The organism is Macrococcus epidermidis, assembly GCF_003259695.1.
GTDB lineage: Bacteria > Bacillota > Bacilli > Staphylococcales > Staphylococcaceae > Macrococcoides > Macrococcoides epidermidis.
Genome location: NZ_PZJH01000001.1, coordinates 157,780 through 173,355 on the forward strand (window position 1 = coordinate 157,780; position 15,576 = coordinate 173,355).

The following is a 15,576-nucleotide window of genomic DNA, read 5'->3' on the forward strand; positions in this document are numbered from 1 at the left end:
GAGAATGAAAAGATGAAAAAATTATTCGTATTATTTTTAAGTTTAATCGTAGTGCTAGCAGCATGTGGTAGTAAGAAAGATGAAAAGACAGTTAAGATCGGTGTAACTGGCGTAGACTCTAAAGTCTGGGAAGTTGTTAAGAAAGAAGCGGAGAAAGATGGCATAAAAATTGAATTTGTTGAATTCCAGGATTACACTGCACCAAACAATGCGCTAGCAGAAGGTGAAATTGATTTAAATGCATTCCAGCATTTCGCTTTCCTTGATCAGTTTAAAAAAGACCATAAATTAAAATTATCTGTAGTAGGTACAACAGTATTTGCACCACTTGGGGTATATTCTAAAAAGATTAAAGACATTAAAGATGTTAAAAAAGGCGATACAATTGCAATTCCTGATGACGTAACAAACCAGGCACGTGCATTAAAATTATTAGAACAAGCTGGATTAATTAAATTATCTGGCGACTTCGGTTTATTTGGTGGACCAGACAAAATTGAAGAAAATAAACTTGATCTAAAAATCAAACCGATTGATGCTCAACAAACACCACGAGTATTAGAAGATGTAGCAGTATCTATCATTAATAATGGTGTAGCTGCACGTGCTGGACTTAATCCAAAAGATGATCCGATTTATCTGGAAGATGCGGATAATAAAGATGTCGCACCATACATTAATGTGATTGCAGCGAAAACAGAAGATAAAGATAACAAGACATATAAGAAAATCGTTGAATTATATCACTCTGATTTAGCTAAAGAGGCATTAAAAGAAGATACGAAAGACGGAGAAATTGCGAAAAACTTATCACAAGATGAAATCAATAAGATTGAAGAGGGTTTGAAATAGACAGGTTGCTCCTCGGCAATTAATGTTCACTTAGTGAGACTCTAAGTGAACACCCCCTTTAACTCCATACCCATCCCAAACAAAACCCCTTATCCAGCTGATAAGGGGTTTTGTGATGATTGGATTATATGAATATATTATTTTGCATAATGTACGAAATTGAACTTTCCACCTGAAATGCCTAACTTTTGATAGTATGCATGCATGTAGTTTGCATTTGCGCGTGCCCATAATATATCTGTAGCATATTGGCTATCTCCTGGAGCAAATGGGTTCCAGCGCATTGCATATAATGTGTTTTGATTTTCAGAAACGAACCCTTTTGAAATAAATTCTGCACCGCCAATAATTGCTTCATTCGGTGTATCCCAACCGATATTTGCTGCATATTTTGCGCCATATTTCACTGCATCTTTGTCGTATGCACCAACACCATACATATTATAGAAACGTTTGTTCTTATCTTCACCTTTAACTTTAACGCCTTTAGCTAATGTACTTGTACCTTCTGCAGTTTCTAAGAAGGCATGGCTGATTAAATAGATTTCATTAATATTATACTTTATACTTGCCTGTCTAAAAGCTTCCCCATGTCCTTCTAAAATGCCTTTACCTTGTAATAATATATTAAGCTGGTCTGCAGTGAGATGTTGCGGTTCGTTTAGAACTAGAAATTGATATTTTTGTACAGGATCAATCATAGCCTCTTCTGGATTCATCGCATTTAGTACATCTTTACGATGTGCATTCTTCCATTTGATGCCGTTTGAGCTTTGTGGTTTTGGATGTAGTGACATTTGAATTTTTAAGGCATCTTTAATTGAGATTGGTAATTCGATATGGTTGATGCCTTCACCTACAGGTCTTGGCTGTGCAGCGATATCTACTAAAGTTTCTTCTGCTTCAGCATCCATTGATTTTTTATTTTCAGGTTTAACTTGAGGTTTAGCTTTCTGCTGGATAGGATTACGCTTCACCGGCTTTCGCCCAACATCATTCGTAATGTTAATCCAGCCTTTCATACCGCTTGGTAGTGTTCCGTAAATATAAGTTGAAGCGTTAACACGAATGGTCTTTTCAACTTTGATCACTTCATTTTTACTGATTCTATCAATCACTTGTCTAGAACTACCGTTTGGCACTTCGAAGAGTTTTGTAGAAGCGGCTTTCATCGTATATGTCTTCATTTTTGTAGGGACAATTTTCGTTGTATTGATTTTAAGGTCACTTGCTTTCACATAACCAATCGCATTGTTGATATCATCCGTTGTCTGAACGCGATAATATTTCTCACCGTTAATCGTATGTTGATCGTTAATATATAACGTGTACTGTGCAAAGTCGCCGGCAACTTTCTTTGACATCGCTGTTTTATTTGTAATAATGATTGCATTTTCGTCTTTAATCTTACCGACTTTAAGACTATCAGCTTTAGCAATGTGAGGTAATGCAAAAAGTGAAGCAGTCGCTAATGCTCCAATTGTAAGTGATTGATATAACTTCATTGTGTGCCTCCATTTATTTAATATCTATATTATTATACTCGATATTTGACATGAGTGAAATAAAACACTTTTAATTTAGCGGTTAATTTTGAGGATATTATTATAAATAATTTTACCGATGACTTCAGGAGATTCCGGACAGTCATTTTGCAGCCAAAAATATAAAATACCAAATTGGCCCCCGATTGTATAACTGACGAAATAATCAGGATAGTTTAATGAAATTGTATTATTTAGTACATTTAAATAATTTTCTCTCCAGCTGCTTAATAATTTTTGTGTGAAGTTTTGAGCAGGATGAAGTGTAAGTAAGATTTTAAAGAATTGCTTATTATCGAAAATATATTGAAATGTTTCTTTTAAATACTTTTCGACATATGGTCGCTTGTCTTCTTCGTCTTTTAAATTATTTAGATTATCGGTCATGAATTGTTCGATATTGTGAATATGAAAATCAATCATACCGTCTAACAGAGCATATTTGTCTTCAAAATAAGCATAGAATGTTGAACGGTTTATATTACTTTCTTCACAAATCATTTTTATTGTAATATCTCTAAATCGATAGTGTTCCATCAATTGAATAAATGAATATTCTATTAAAGTTTTTTTATCTGTCATTGTTTCACTCTTTCTTTTGGATGATAGCGTTATCAATACTTCATTGTAATCAAAATCCAACAATTAAACAAATTTTGTTGGTTGAATGAAAGTTAAATCGGATTATAATAATGGTTATGCGAAAAAAATAAGGAGGAATATATTATGAAAAAACTCGTATTAATTAATATTTTAACTTTAATCATTCTTGTTGCAGGAGGATTTGCAGCGTTTCATTTCTATAATGAAGCAACGAACTATGTCAAAACAGACAATGCTAAAGTAGATGGTACGCAATTAGTCATTGCGAGTCCGACAGCAGGTAAACTGACAGCATTAGACAAAACTGTAGGAGACAAAATTTCAAAAGATGATAAAATCGGTACTGTTGTAGGTATGGGTCAAGACGGGAAACCATCAAAAACTGATATCACTATGCCTCAGGACGGAACAATCGTTAAAACGCAAGCCACTGAAAATGGATTTGTTGGAGCAGGTACACCGATTGCTTATGCATATGACTTAAACGATTTATTTGTCACAGCAAATATTAAAGAGACACAAATCGATGGTATTAAAGTTGGTCAAGACGTGGATGTATATGTAGATGGTTACAAAGATACTGATTTAACAGGTGAAGTAAAAGAAATTGGTTTAGCAACAGCATCAAGTTTTTCTATGCTACCTTCTTCAAATGGTAATGCGAACTATACAAAAGTAACACAAGTAGTACCTGTAAAAATTGAACTAGATAAAGATAAATCATTAGACATTATTCCAGGAATGAATGTAACTGTACGCATTCATAAAAACTAAGGAGGTTTTTGTATGACCTCTATGTATATTCTATATATATTATTTAGCTTACTCGTGTTCTGGGCTTTAAACAGATTCATGATGCGAAGTACGAAGAAAAAAGATAACTTAAAAACAACGACACCGTTAACAGAAAGTAAGTTGGATACACCAAATGAAACAGTGAAAAGTACTACTTACACAGCGAAGTCAACAGATGAAACAACACAAGCAGAACATACTGAACTGGATGTTAATAAACCTGTACATGAGCAGGTAAAACCACAAGGTGCACTTGTTGAATATGGTAAAGGTATAACGCTTGGTAAAGTTATTACTGCTTTAATGATCGGTATGTTTGTAGCGATACTTAACCAGACGCTTATTAATGTAGCATTACCGGTATTAATCAATGATTTTAGTATTTCAACATCTACAGCACAATGGTTAACAACAGGATTTATGCTCGTCAATGGTATTTTAGTACCGATTAGTGCATACATGATTCAACGATTCACATATCGTCAGCTTTTCTTAACTGCGATGTTGTTCTTTACAATAGGATCAATGATCTGTGCCATTTCATTCAACTTCCCGCTAATGATGCTTGGACGTGTCATTCAGGCAGTAGGTGCAGGGATATTAATGCCGTTAGGAACAAACGTATTTATGACGTTATTCCCACCTGATAAACGTGGTGCTGCAATGGGGATGATGGGGATTGCAATGATTTTAGCACCAGCCATTGGTCCAACATTAACAGGTTGGGTTATTCAGAACTATCATTGGAATGTCATGTTCTATGGAATGAGTGTTATCGGTATTATTTCCTTAATTATTGGTTTCTTCTGGTTTAAGATTTATCAACCGACTAAAAACGTTAAACTTGATATTCCCGGCGTAATATTCAGTACACTTGGATTTGGTAGTTTACTTTATGGATTCTCTGAAGCAGGAAATAAAGGCTGGGATTCAGGCATCGTAATTTCAACAATGATCATAGGTATGATCTTCATCGTGTTATTTATTTATCGAGAAATGACAATGAAGATTCCGATGATGGATTTACGTGCTTTGAAATATAGTGGCTTCTCATTTACGTTACTGATCAATATTATTGTTACGATGAGTTTATTTGGAGGTATGCTTTTATTACCTGTCTACTTACAATCTATTCGTGGCTTCTCACCACTTGATTCTGGATTGCTCTTATTACCTGGATCTCTTTTAATGGGTCTGATGGGACCGATATCAGGTAAATTACTTGATAAGATTGGTATTAAGCCGATTGCAATCTTCGGTCTAGCAATTATGACCTATGCAACATGGGAACTCACGAAGTTAAGTATGGACACAAGTTATGGACATATATTAAGCATCTATATTCTGCGTTCATTTGGTATGAGTTTCATTATGATGCCGATTATGACAGCAGGGATGAACGCATTACCACTTCGTATGATACCTCATGGTAATGCAATTAGTAATACAATTCGACAGTTAGCTGGTTCTATCGGAACAGCAATTTTAGTTACAGTAATGACACAGCAAACAACTGCGCATATGGGAGACATTGCTAACCAATTAGATAAAACGAATCCTGCAATAGCGAATTCTATGTCACAGATTGGACAGCAGATGGGTAGTAGTAATCTTGGTACACAAGTTGTTATGGGACAAATACAGAAGATGGCAACAATTAACGGTATTAATGATGCATTCTGGGTCGCAACTGCATTAAGCTTACTTGCATTTGTGCTGGCATTTTTCTTAAAAGGAAAAGATCATTATACAACAGACGAAGTATAATTGAATATTTTTATAAACAAGGAGATAAAATGATTTATCATCCTTGTTTATTTTTATATAATGATTGGTAAGGAGTGGGTTGTATGAAAACCAAGTATATTGATAAACGCAGCTGGCGCCGTTTAATCAGAAAAGAATATCATGAAATTGCTGTCAAAGATGAACAGTTTGAAGGCATTATCGGGGAAATTATTATGGAGAAAGTAAAGTCACCGTTAGTGGTAAATATTATTGGAGAAGACATTGTCGTTGCAGATGATGGCTATCGCTGGCTACAAATATTACCGAAAGATAAACATTACAGTATAACAGTGATGTATAATCGTGAAAGTCAACCTATTCAATATTACATCGATATAAATGAAGAAAATTTTCCTGAACTTGGTCAGGCAAGAACGCATGATCTTTATTTAGATGTATTAGTATTACCTGATGGTCGATATGAACTGGTCGATGAACAAGATGCTAAACGTGCATTACGTAAGAAAGAGATTACGAAAGCACAATATGATTTTGCGTATCAGACAGCAAATGAGATAATGCAGCATGTAAAGACAAACTTTGGTGATCTGGAAAAGTTAGCGGTCTATTGCAAAGAAAAAATAGAAAAATAAAATGTGCCTATCGAGGATGATAGGCACATTTTTTTAGCTTGAAATATAATCTCCACCATTGATGTGGATTGTTTGACCTGTAACATACGTAGAATCATTGCTTGCAAGATATACGTAAGCCGGTGCATTTTCACTTGGTTGACCACGACGCCCTAATGCAGTTTCTTCACCATGCTTTTCAACTTTCTCAGCCGGGAAAGTTGCGGGGATTAGTGGTGTGTAGATAGGACCTGGAGCAACAGAGTTTACGCGAATACCATCATCAGCAAGACTTTGTGATAATGAGCGTGTAAATGCAGTGATTGCACCTTTCGTCGCTGAATAATCAATTAAAGTCTTAGAACCACGATAAGCAGTAACACTACTTGTATTGATGATCGTATCTCCTTTAGAAAGGTGAGGAAGTGCTGCTTTTGATAAATACATCATACCAAATACATTTGTCGCAAATGTTTCCTGAATTTGATCTGCTGTAATATCTAAAAGACTATCTTGTGGGAATTGTACACCACCGTTATTAACTAATATATTTAGGTTGCCAAAGTCATTAATCACATTATCAATCAATTGTTTACAATCAACTTCTGATTTTAAATCATGTTGATAAGCTTTTACTTTTGCACCGAGCGCTTCTAATCTCTTAATCGTATCGTTAGCATCCGTAGCTTCATCGAAATACCCGATTGCAACATCAGCACCTTCCTTAGCATACAGAATAGCGACAGCACGACCAATACCAGAGTCACCACCGGTAATCAGTGCAACTTTACCTTTTAATTTACCACTTGCTTTATAATTCTCATCTTCAGCGATTGGCTTAGGATCCATATCTTTTTCACTACCAGGTTGATGCTCTTGAGTGTAACCTTTAATCTCTTTGTCAATCTTCTCGAATTTATCCATCAATAACGCCTCCTAAGTAAGTATGTTTATATTATTCCCTGAAAGCATTCTATGAAACGACGTGCAAAATTAGAATTGAAAATTAGATTAAGTTGAGTTAATATATATACAATTCAATAAGAATTTCTTCAGATGAGAAGAGTAACTTATTGACTTATGATAGAGAGCATGTGGCTGGTGGAAACATGTATAAGTTAAAAGTGAATGGGCTCATCGTTTGAATACTGGTTAACACATATACCAGTCGGAAACATGACCGATACAACATGTACGTTATGATAGTAGCGATTAGGTGGTAAAGCGAGAGACTCGTCCTTATTCAGGGACGGGTCTCTTTTTTATAAAAAAATAGGAGTGATGATTATGAAAACGATACTTACAGGTATTAAACCAACTGGAGAGTTGCATTTAGGTAATTATTTAGGTGCTATTAAACCGGCTATCGATTTATCTCAGGATACAGCAAATCGTTATGCGTATTTTATCGCAGATATACATGCTTTAAACAATGATCAGATTCGTAAAGAAGGGGCAATCAATACATTGTCTCATAAAATAGCAGCAGCATTTATTGCGTTAGGTTTAGATACAGATAGATGTCTTTTCTATAAACAATCTGATATACCCCAAATTACTGAAATGACGTTTTATTTAATGAATGAAACAGCTAAAGGACTGCTTAATCGTGCACATGCCTACAAAGCTAAAGTACAAGAAAATATTGGAAACAATTTTGATTCTGATAAAAATATAAATATGGGGCTGTTTAATTATCCGGTATTAATGGCTTCGGATATATTGATAATGGATACTGATATTGTGCCAGTTGGTAAAGATCAAATACAGCATATTGAGATAACACGAGATATTGCACAAAGTATCAATCACCAATATGGCGATATATTTAAGTTACCGATTGCTCAAGTGGACGAAACGACAATGTTATTACCAGGAAATGATGGTCGTAAAATGAGTAAGAGTTATGGAAATACGATACCGCTATTTTCGACCGAAAAAGAATTATATAAAAACATTATGAAGATTAAAACAGATTCTATTCCATTAGGAGAATCAATCCCAACAGATAACTCAATTGTTTACACTTTATTCGAAGCATTCCTGGATAAAAGTGAAATGATTGAGGTAAAGCGACAATTTGAAGCGGGCGTTGGCTATGGAAATTTGAAGAAGACATTATTTGAAGTGATTAATAACGAATTGAAAGACAAACGTGAGAGATATTTCGAATTATTGGATGACTATAAATATATTGATACAATATTAGAGAATAATAAAGTAATCGTGTGTGAACAAGCTCAAAAGAAAGTTGGCCAACTGAAAGATAAAATGTTGAATTATTGAATTAGAAGTGTCCAATAAGTAGGTGATATTGGACACATCATTGCTAAAAGGAGAACACTAATATGTACGACGCACATATTCATTTAGATAAATATTCTGAATCTAAGCAGCAACATATACTTCAAAACGAAGCGATTAATGGTTTGATTGCTGTTGCCATGGATTATCATGGTTCTCAAAAGTTACTCGATTTAGTCGATTATCCAAAAGTTAATATCGCGCTCGGATTTCATCCTGAACAAAGGCTAAACCACACTGAAATCGATAAGATATTATCCCTAATCGATAATCATCATAATCAATTAACTGCTATCGGAGAGGTAGGTTTACCTCAATATTTAAAACGAGAACAGCCAAAGTTAAATATACAACCTTATATAGAAGTATTCGAACAATTTATTATTAAAGCGAAACAATATCGTTTACCGATCGTACTGCATGCTGTGTACGATGATGCACTTGTAATGCTAGACTTACTGCATAAACATGCAATTGAAAAAGCGCACTTTCACTGGTTTAAAGCGAGTGATGCTGTAATCGATCGATTATTAGCTACAGATTATATGGTGAGCATTACACCTGATGTATTGTGGAATCCAAAGACACGTAAAGTTGTCACTTCTTTCCCGCTTGAAAGATTAATGATTGAAACGGATGGTCCATGGCCCCATGATGGTTTTGAGGCGCATCACATTCATGCTCAGTTATCTGCTATAATAGAAGAAATTGGACATATAAAATCAATCGATACTGAAACTGTTAACCTGACAATAGAAGAGAATACGATTCGATTTTATAATCTTTAGAATTGAGGATTGTATATGAAAATTGATGATTACAGATTACTCGTTGCGCTTGCTGATGAAGAGACGTTACGTAAAGCAGCAGACACATTATATATATCACAGCCTGCAGTGAGTCAACGTCTTAAATCTATTGAAACAGAGTGGGGTACTGAAATCTTTATTCGTACGAAAAAGAAATTAATTGTTACGACAAATGGAGAAATGATTATTCAGCATGCCAGAAAGATGTTAAAAGAAGAAACGAATCTAAAGGAGATGATTCATTCTTCTGACGGTGTGGTCAACGGTAAGCTTTCAATAGGTGTATCTTCTTTGATTGGACATACAATATTACCGATAGTTCTAGGAAGATTTGTAGAACGTTATCCGAATGTAAAGATACAGCTGCAAGTCGGTTCATCTACACGCATTACAAACAATCGTCATGACTTTCATGTGTCGGTAATACGTGGGAGCAAGATTATGAATTTGCACAATGAACTGTTAATGAGTGAAAAGCATTACTTTATCTATCCTAAGAACAAAGCACATGAGCTTGATCAGTTACCGATGATTGAATTTCAGGCAGATCCCATTTACTTAAAGGAAATTGAACATTGGTATACAGAGCAATTTAATAAGGAATATGCTCCGCAAATAAAGACTGATCAAATTTCTACTTGTAAATCACTGTTATTAAATGGTGTAGGTATGACCGTATTGCCGGAAATCGTTATGAAAGACATAGATAATGATCAGTTCGAAATTCAGCTGTTAGAAGTCGCAAATAATCCATTACTGCGTGAAACTTATCTTTGTTATGAAACGGATATGTTAAGTTTACCGCAAGTGAGTGCTTATATTGAATTGATGAAAGAAGTAACTGCTGAATATCTTGATATAAAGAAATATGTACCTATTATATAGTGCGAATACGATGTGTATTCGTACTTTTTTCTGTGTAAATTTGGTATATTAGTCTAGAAGAGAGGGAGTAAATATGGACGTAAATCAAATATTTAGCAAAATTGAAGAACAGACTGAGTTTGTAAAAATGGCAGAAGAATTTCAATATTTCTTTAAAGAATATGAAATGGGGCTTCTAGAACTTACAAGTGATATTGAAATTATTGACCTTGAATGGCAGGCACGACATGGCTATTCACCATTCGAACATGTTAAATCGCGAATAAAAGCACCACTTTCTTTACGCGATAAATTAAATCGTAAAGGTATTCCTATTACACTAGATGATATCAGAGCAAATATATTCGATATTATTGGTGTACGCATTGTAACGACATTTGAAGAGGATGTTTATAAAATATGCGAGCTTCTCAGTGGACGAAGTGACTTAAGGATTGTACGTGTAAAAGATTACATTAAAAATCCAAAACCAAGTGGCTATAAAAGTTTGCATCTTATAGTGGAGACTGAACTTGTACTGTCAGAAGGTGTGAAGTGGATACCTGCTGAAATTCAAATTAGAACACTCGCAATGGACTTTTTCGCATCAACTGAACATAAGTTACAGTATAAATATAATACAAAACAATTAAGTGATGAAATCCGAAAAGAATTAAGAGAAGTTGCAGATGCATCAGCAGAACTTGATCGTAAGATGACTGAAGTACGAAATACAATTCTACTAGGGTAGGTGTAAACATGATAACATCCGTACTGGCTCAAGGAGTAGGAATAATGAATGAAGATGATGTTGTCATCAATGAAGCAGCAAATATTTATGGGGTTATTGACGGAGTAACAAGTTTGAAAGGTATTATGATTGATAATATCACACCTGGAAAACGTGCTACGGATGCTGTAAAAGCTACGTTTGAGCAAGTTGATAAAAGCATTACTTTAAATAATGCGACTGAATTTGCAAATGCCAGCATCCAAACAGAGATGGAAGCATTCAATATCGCTATTAATCATCCGAAAGATAGATTTCAGTGTTGCCACGCTGTTGTAAAGCTTCATAACAATATAGCCGATTATTCCAGTTCAGCCGACTGTGTTATCTACACAATTACGAAAGAAAATAAAGTATCTCAAATTGTTCCTGATTATAGTAAGAAGAATGAAAGTGATCGTGTGAAGTACTGGCAGGAAAAATATCCTGGTGTTTACGAATCAAATATATTGCCGAAAGAAATGATCGAAGCCATTGATAATGCTAAAAGTACAGCAAATATTCCAGGTGGATATTCGGTGATGAATGGTGATGTAAATTTCAATCAGTCATATAATCGTGGACAATTTGAATTATCAAATTTATCACATATCCTGATTACAACAGATGGTTTCTTTGATATAGAAAGACTTGGTCTTCAGAAATTCGTTCAGAAATTTATTCATGATGGCTTAGATGCCATGCTCGAATATATGATTACGAAAGAATTAGAAGATATCGAGAAGATTCATTATCCACGAGTGAAATTGCATGATGATAAAGCAGCGGTATTAATCACGTTATAAATAGACGTGACTATACAAATGATATTTTTGCTTTATAATATAACAGTATTATATGTGGTTATAATAAATAGAAAGTAAGTGTATATATGTTTAAAAATTTATTAAGTATTAAAAATTATGTCTTATTTCTTATTAATATGACATTACTTGGTATGGCATTAGCGATTACTGTGCCATTCTTTGTGCTTTACGCGACACAAGAACTGGGTATGACACGTGGTCTGTATGGTGTTATGATGGCATTATTTGCACTTGCTGGATTTGGTGTAAATACGATTGTTGCTAGATTCTCTGATAGAGCAGGATTTAACAGAAAGTATATGATCATGTTCAGTTTAGCAATGGCATCAGTTGCATTTAGTATGTATTATCTTGTTTCTAATCCTTACCTCTTTATTGCATTATATGTATTCTTTGGTGGTATGTCTGCTCCTGCGATGCCACAAATGTATGCTTCTGCAAGAGAGAGTATCAATGCTTCTGCCTCAAGTAAAAATGCAGTATTTGCAAACACTGTTTTACGTTCAATGTTTAGTTTTGGATTCTTGTTTGGACCATTAGTAGGGACGGTCTTACTTAAACATTTCGGTTTTGGGGGCATTTTTGGAGGAACAGTAATCATTTACTGGATTGTATTGATTTCATTCTTAATCTTTTTCCACGAAGTGAAACCTGAGAAAGTTGTCTACAATTCTAATAGAATTGAACCCGTTGCACCAAACTTAGCTAAAGATATGTATTTATTGATTCCATTTCTAGCATTTGTATTCTTACATGTAGGGCAATGGATGTATACATTAAATATGCCGCTTTTTGTAACAGAATTTATAAAAGAAGATGAAGCCAATGTAGGTTATCTCGCAAGTTTATGTGCGGGACTTGAAGTGCCTTTTATGATCATACTTGGCGTACTTGCAAGTAGATTTCAGACAAGGACATTATTGATGATTGGTGCAGTTTCTGGTGGTGCCTATTATTTCTCAATCGGTGTATTTGATAATGTAACAGCGATGTTAATCGGTCAGGTATTGCTTGCGTTCTTCCTTGCGATATTACTTGGATTAGGGATAAGTTATTTTCAGGATATTCTACCAGACTTCCCGGGTTATGCATCTACATTGTTCTCAAACGCGATGATTGTCGGGCAATTAGTTGGTAATTTATTAGGTGGCGTTATGAGTGGGTTTGTTGGGCTAGGTAATGTTTTCTTTGTATCAGCAACATTCATGTTGCTTGCATTCGTTTTATTAATATTCACTAAACCTGTTAAGATGGAGGATTTAGCATGACATTCATACTATGGACATTCGTTATATTAGCTTTTTTATCAGCATTCGTAGCATTAGTGATGCCAATGATACCTGGTATACTGATGATGTGGGTTGGCTTTTTTATCTACCATTTCGCGATTAACAATAATGAACTATCATGGTTCTTCTGGATAGCGATGGCAACACTTACGATTATTATTTTAATAAGTGATTATGTATTAGGAAGTCGCTTTGTTAAGAAGTTTGGCGGAAGTAAAGCAGGGGAGCTTACGGCAGCAATCGGGATTATACTCGGTAGCTTCTTCTTCCCACCATTCGGTATTATCATAATACCGTTTGTTGCAGTATTCATTGTAGAACTACTGATTCAGCAAGATTTTAAACGTGCGATGGATGCAAGTATTGGATCGTTATTAGGCTTCCTTACAAGCACGTTGGCTAAGTTTATCATTTTAATTATTATGATTATATGGTTTATATTTGATATCATCATTTAAAAAAATCATCCCAAAGCATAAACTTTGGGATGATTTTTTTATTTCATAAAGGCAACTTCCTTATCGTTTCGTGAAGCATTAAATAATAGCTTATAGAGTAAGTAAAACGCTACGCCAATGCTGATATTAACATACCAGGGGATATGAACAACTGGGCCGATGTGTACTAAATCTGGTAAGAACATCGAAACAAGGAATGGAATAACCATCACAATCCATAATACAAAAAATATTGTAATTTTTTGTCCTCTTGTTTCATCATCTTTAAAAGCGCTAAGTTGTAAATATTTGAAGATACCGAAAATGATTGCACCGATAACAAGTGAAGTTATAAGATTAGCAGTTAATTCACTACCGAGATAAATCGCATTGTCTTTGTGTAACAGATTAACGGTGATAAAATCAGCAATACCTGAAATACCTCTAAATATTGCAAATAGTAGAAATAACATTGAAGCACCGAACATCCACATATTACGCTTCGATTCTTTTGGAATCTCAGCAACTAAATCTTTAGCAAATTGTTCTGGATCATTGCCGAAGAATTCTTCGGTCGTTACATCATGCATCTGTGCTTCTAGTAAGTGATCTAATAAATCCATTAAAGTCACTTCTGTAACGCGCTCTGAAATCGATAAATCACAGCGTAAATACATTAATACCTGCTCATAAACCTTTAAATTTTCCGGCGTCAGTTCTTCACGTTTTAAATTATTTTGTTCGATAATATCTTTTGTTTTCATGACACTCACTCCTAAATGAATTGTTTTTTCGGAAAATATTTCTTCTTGATATAGATAGTTGTAACTATAAAGACAATAGCCAAGGGTAATGATAAATAAAAAGGAAAACTAAAATAAGGTCCTTGTTTAACAAAGTTAAAAATAAAATATGTGATTGAATAAGATAGAAACAAAGATAACGCTTGGATAATATTTTGAGTCTTCGTTCTATTTTGTGCATTTGAGTCTAAAAATATACTTAGCAAGCTGAAGATTAAGAAAACAAAAACAATTAATAAAGCAGCAAGTACAGGAATTTTAATATGATGAGAGATACTTATCCAACTTAAAAAATCAGCAAACCCGAAAATAACAAATAATATACTGAATATAATAGAAAATGTAAATGTACCAAATAGTAAAATTGATTTAAAAGATCTTTTAGGTAATTCTATTGAAATATCATCAACAAATTGATCTAAATCTTCACCAAAAAAAGAATTTGCTGATTTACCATTTCTTTGAGCAACTAGTAAATCATCTAAAATTTCTAATAATAATTCATCCGATTCATCTTCTGAAAGTGTTACTTTTGTCGTAATCTTATTTGCGATATAATCAAACGCTTTTCTGTTATGAGGTTTCAGTTGATTCACTTTTCTTATGTAATTTATATTCATTTCATTTAAATTCGTCATTTTAGTCCTCCTTAATAGGAAATTTTCTTTTTATAAGTAAATATACAAGTAATTAGAAAAGGAATGCCCAATAAGACAAGGATATATCCAGTAGGTTCAGATAAGTTTTTATCATAACCAAATAAATAAATGCTAATTGGCAAAAATATCATTAAAAAATATATTGGTAGCGTTAAAGTTTTTCCTCTATTTGAACTGAAAGTGTTATTCTTCATTAAATGAATGGTTATAAAGATAGCGAGCGTTAATAAAACTATGAATAGTGATATTGAAATTAAAGACAAATTATAGTTTACAGGAACATAGCTGCCTGTAATCCAATACTTTAATTGGCTAAGGAATCCAAAGGGTATTAAGATTGCAGCGATTGTTAGTGTGCTCGTAAACAAGATATACCACAATGGATGTGTGAATTTATTTTTAGGTAATTCTTCAAATAAGTCTTTACTGAATTGTTTTGTATCATTACCAAAGAATTCTTGTGTAGTTACACCATCATTTTGTGCATCTATTAGATGATCTAGGATATCAGATAAGATATTATCAACTTCACGCTCTTGCAGCTTAAAGTCCATTTTTAATTCATTCCTAACTTTAAGGAATGCTTCTTTATTATTTAAGGTGAGCTGTTTTAATTTTCTTTGATAAATTATATCCATCTCATTTAGTTTGCTCATGACAT

General features: G+C 34.0%; 17 protein-coding genes. 11 read left to right on the forward strand and 6 right to left on the reverse strand.

Annotated features, from left to right (window positions below; genetic code table 11):
* The first annotated feature begins 12 nt into the window (after window positions 1–12).
* A complete protein-coding gene (locus BHU61_RS00940) occupies window positions 13–852 on the forward strand; it encodes a MetQ/NlpA family ABC transporter substrate-binding protein (RefSeq protein ID WP_111714203.1) in 840 nt (279 codons plus the stop codon).
* Window positions 853–989: 137 nt separating this feature from the next.
* Here the strand turns inward: BHU61_RS00940 and BHU61_RS00945 are convergent, their stop codons facing one another.
* The gene (locus tag BHU61_RS00945; RefSeq protein WP_111714204.1) at window positions 990–2,357 is read right to left on the reverse strand and encodes an N-acetylglucosaminidase; all 1,368 of its coding nucleotides are present in this window, start codon (window positions 2,355–2,357) and stop codon (window positions 990–992) included.
* Between the two features lie 75 nt (window positions 2,358–2,432).
* Window positions 2,433–2,978, reverse strand: a complete 546-nt coding sequence (locus BHU61_RS00950) for a TetR/AcrR family transcriptional regulator (protein WP_111714205.1) — start codon at window positions 2,976–2,978, stop codon at window positions 2,433–2,435.
* Window positions 2,979–3,122: 144 nt separating this feature from the next.
* On the opposite strand from BHU61_RS00950, the gene BHU61_RS00955 reads away from it, so the two are divergent.
* The 3 genes from BHU61_RS00955 (at window position 3,123) to BHU61_RS00965 (ending at window position 6,175) form a co-directional block, all read left to right on the forward strand.
* A complete protein-coding gene (locus BHU61_RS00955) occupies window positions 3,123–3,773 on the forward strand; it encodes an HlyD family secretion protein (protein ID WP_111714206.1) in 651 nt (216 codons plus the stop codon).
* Window positions 3,774–3,785: 12 nt separating this feature from the next.
* Entirely contained in the window at window positions 3,786–5,561 is a 1,776-nt protein-coding gene (locus BHU61_RS00960) for a DHA2 family efflux MFS transporter permease subunit (protein ID WP_111714207.1), read from the forward strand.
* A gap of 83 nt (window positions 5,562–5,644) precedes the next feature.
* On the forward strand, window positions 5,645–6,175 hold the full coding sequence (locus BHU61_RS00965) for a ribonuclease FAU-1 family protein (RefSeq protein ID WP_111714208.1): 531 nt from the start codon (window positions 5,645–5,647) through the stop codon (window positions 6,173–6,175).
* A gap of 33 nt (window positions 6,176–6,208) precedes the next feature.
* On the opposite strand, the gene BHU61_RS00970 is transcribed toward BHU61_RS00965, so the two are convergent.
* On the reverse strand, window positions 6,209–7,078 hold the full coding sequence (locus BHU61_RS00970) for an SDR family oxidoreductase (protein ID WP_111714209.1): 870 nt from the start codon (window positions 7,076–7,078) through the stop codon (window positions 6,209–6,211).
* A gap of 363 nt (window positions 7,079–7,441) precedes the next feature.
* On the opposite strand from BHU61_RS00970, the gene trpS reads away from it, so the two are divergent.
* From trpS to BHU61_RS01005, 7 genes are all read left to right on the forward strand, one after another.
* Window positions 7,442–8,440 carry a tryptophan--tRNA ligase gene (gene trpS / locus BHU61_RS00975; protein ID WP_170122421.1) on the forward strand — a complete coding sequence of 333 codons (999 nt, stop codon included), beginning with the start codon at window positions 7,442–7,444 and terminating at the stop codon, window positions 8,438–8,440.
* A gap of 62 nt (window positions 8,441–8,502) precedes the next feature.
* Entirely contained in the window at window positions 8,503–9,246 is a 744-nt protein-coding gene (locus BHU61_RS00980) for a TatD family hydrolase (protein ID WP_111714211.1), read from the forward strand.
* 15 nt (window positions 9,247–9,261) lie between these two features.
* Complete coding sequence (locus BHU61_RS00985; RefSeq protein ID WP_099580153.1) at window positions 9,262–10,152, forward strand: LysR family transcriptional regulator; 891 nt, start codon at window positions 9,262–9,264, stop codon at window positions 10,150–10,152.
* A gap of 73 nt (window positions 10,153–10,225) precedes the next feature.
* Complete coding sequence (locus BHU61_RS00990) at window positions 10,226–10,882, forward strand: GTP pyrophosphokinase (RefSeq protein ID WP_111714212.1); 657 nt, start codon at window positions 10,226–10,228, stop codon at window positions 10,880–10,882.
* Window positions 10,883–10,926: 44 nt separating this feature from the next.
* Window positions 10,927–11,706 (forward strand): hypothetical protein, encoded by a 780-nt coding sequence (locus tag BHU61_RS00995; protein WP_111714213.1) that lies wholly within the window; start codon window positions 10,927–10,929, stop codon window positions 11,704–11,706.
* Window positions 11,707–11,792: 86 nt separating this feature from the next.
* The gene (locus BHU61_RS01000) at window positions 11,793–12,995 is read left to right on the forward strand and encodes a sugar efflux transporter (RefSeq protein ID WP_111714214.1); all 1,203 of its coding nucleotides are present in this window, start codon (window positions 11,793–11,795) and stop codon (window positions 12,993–12,995) included.
* Window positions 12,992–13,474 (forward strand): DUF456 domain-containing protein, encoded by a 483-nt coding sequence (locus BHU61_RS01005; protein WP_111714215.1) that lies wholly within the window; start codon window positions 12,992–12,994, stop codon window positions 13,472–13,474. Before BHU61_RS01000 ends, BHU61_RS01005 begins: the two co-directional genes overlap by 4 nt.
* Window positions 13,475–13,512: 38 nt before the next feature.
* Here the strand turns inward: BHU61_RS01005 and BHU61_RS01010 are convergent, their stop codons facing one another.
* From BHU61_RS01010 to BHU61_RS01020, 3 genes are read right to left on the reverse strand one after another with little or no spacing between them, the layout of a single operon-like run.
* Window positions 13,513–14,217, reverse strand: a complete 705-nt coding sequence (locus tag BHU61_RS01010) for a DUF1129 family protein (protein ID WP_111714216.1) — start codon at window positions 14,215–14,217, stop codon at window positions 13,513–13,515.
* A gap of 11 nt (window positions 14,218–14,228) precedes the next feature.
* Complete coding sequence (locus BHU61_RS01015; protein WP_111714217.1) at window positions 14,229–14,894, reverse strand: DUF1129 family protein; 666 nt, start codon at window positions 14,892–14,894, stop codon at window positions 14,229–14,231.
* Between the two features lie 11 nt (window positions 14,895–14,905).
* Window positions 14,906–15,571 (reverse strand): DUF1129 family protein, encoded by a 666-nt coding sequence (locus BHU61_RS01020; RefSeq protein ID WP_111714218.1) that lies wholly within the window; start codon window positions 15,569–15,571, stop codon window positions 14,906–14,908.
* Window positions 15,572–15,576: the final 5 nt, after the last annotated feature.